General features: G+C 68.6%; 2 protein-coding genes and 1 pseudogene. All 3 read right to left on the bottom strand.

Going from position 1 to position 1,540, the window contains the following annotated elements; all coding sequences use genetic code 11:
- A pseudogene (locus tag D187_RS45575) lies at positions 1 to 453 on the bottom strand (DEAD/DEAH box helicase); the annotation flags it as partial.
- 12 nt (positions 454 to 465) lie between these two features.
- Complete coding sequence (gene cglE, locus D187_RS45570) at positions 466 to 1,080, bottom strand: adventurous gliding motility protein CglE (protein WP_002624065.1); 615 nt, start codon at positions 1,078 to 1,080, stop codon at positions 466 to 468.
- A gap of 110 nt (positions 1,081 to 1,190) precedes the next feature.
- A partial coding sequence (locus tag D187_RS45565) for a TonB family protein (RefSeq protein WP_043435113.1) occupies positions 1,191 to 1,540 on the bottom strand: 350 nt, incomplete at its 5' end.

The raw sequence follows: 1,540 nt of genomic DNA, 5'->3' as shown, positions 1-1,540 counted from the left end.
GGGTGCGGCCTCGGCCGGAGCCTCGGTCGCCGCGGGAGCCGAACCCGCCTCCGCCGCCGGAGCCGCCTCGGGCGCGGGCGGCTTCGTCTGCCGCTGCACGCGCAGCAGCGTGGTGATGAGCCGACCCCTCACGTTGAGATCCAGATCGTCGAGCGACTTCGCGCGCAGCGACCGCAGCGAGCGGACGATCGATTCCAGGGGCTGCTTCTCGGCGGCGAGGTCGCTCTTGCCCAGCGCCTTCTCCAGAACACTCAGGTCGGCGATGACCCGCTGCGCGGGGCCGACCGGACCTTCCGAGCGATCCCGACCCCGACCCCGGCCGCCACCACCCCGCCCGCCTTCGCGGTCACCAAACGAAAAACCACCCGGGCCATCCCGGCGAGGACCCTGACCGGGCGCACCACCCGGGCCCCGTCCACCGCGCGGCCCACCGCTTCCATTCTCCTGAGGCACGTGATTCTCCCGCTAGAACGCGTAGCGAAGGTTCGGCGTCAGCGCGAACCCGAAAGACTGAGACTTGACGAAGAAGCTCGCCGTCACCTCGACACCAATCGAGAAGTGCCGGAGGCGCGTGTAGTACTCCACTCCCGGTCCGGCGAATACCAGAATGTCGGATTCCGGCAGGAGCGCTTTCGGCCAGAACAGGGCGTAGCCCGCGCCACCCCGCACGTAGATCCACGTGCGCGGCACTTCCTGGGCGTCGGGGAAGCTCACCAGACGCACGTGCGCCACGGCGCCGGGCACCAGCGAGGAGAAGTCACCCGAGGCCTCCCCGTTGGAGTTGCCCGTGTACTCCGAGCCGGCCCGGTTGACGGCGCCCCGGAGGAAGAGGCCGATCGACAGGCGATCGCCGATGTCCACGCCCACCTCCACCTCGGCCATCTGTCCGGGCGAGAAGGGCCGGGGTCCGGAGGACGCGGGCGGATTGACGATGAAGAGGGGACCACCGAGGACCGAGAAGTAGAGACCACGCTCGATTTCCTCGTAGGTCTCGGCGGGACGGTCACCAGCGGCCTGCGCATTCGCGAGCGCGGGGAGGGCGAGTGCGGCGCAAACGACAAAAGGGCGGAGGGCTTTCATTCAGGGTTGGAAGTTAGCCCAGGCGCTCCCGGACGCCAGAGGCAAAAAGCAAGTGGGCGGCTCCGCGAACGCGGAACCGCCCACATTGGATGTTTCCTGTCAGCGGAGGATTACTCTCCAGCCGCCTTGAAGATGAACGGGTAGGTGACGACCACGGAGCCACCGCCCTTGGGCTTGGGGAACGTCCAGGTGCGCACGCGGCCGGCCACGCACTGCTCCAGCTCGGAGTTACCCGCCGTGGACTGGGCCACGGACGACGTCACCACGTTGCCCTCGGTGGCGATGGTGAAGCGGATGGCCACCTTGCCGCCCAGCTTGGGGAAGCGGTTGAGCAGGCTCTCGTAGCAGAAGCGGATCTGCCCGCGGTTGCGCTGGATGACCTGGCGCACGAGCTCCTTGTCGAGCGAGCCGCTCACCGTGGCCTCCTCGGCCGCGATGCCCACTTCCACGCTCTGCTTGG

Origin of the sequence: Cystobacter fuscus DSM 2262 (assembly GCF_000335475.2) — a bacterium.
GTDB lineage: Bacteria > Myxococcota > Myxococcia > Myxococcales > Myxococcaceae > Cystobacter > Cystobacter fuscus.
This window is presented reverse-complemented; position numbering and strand designations above follow the sequence as displayed.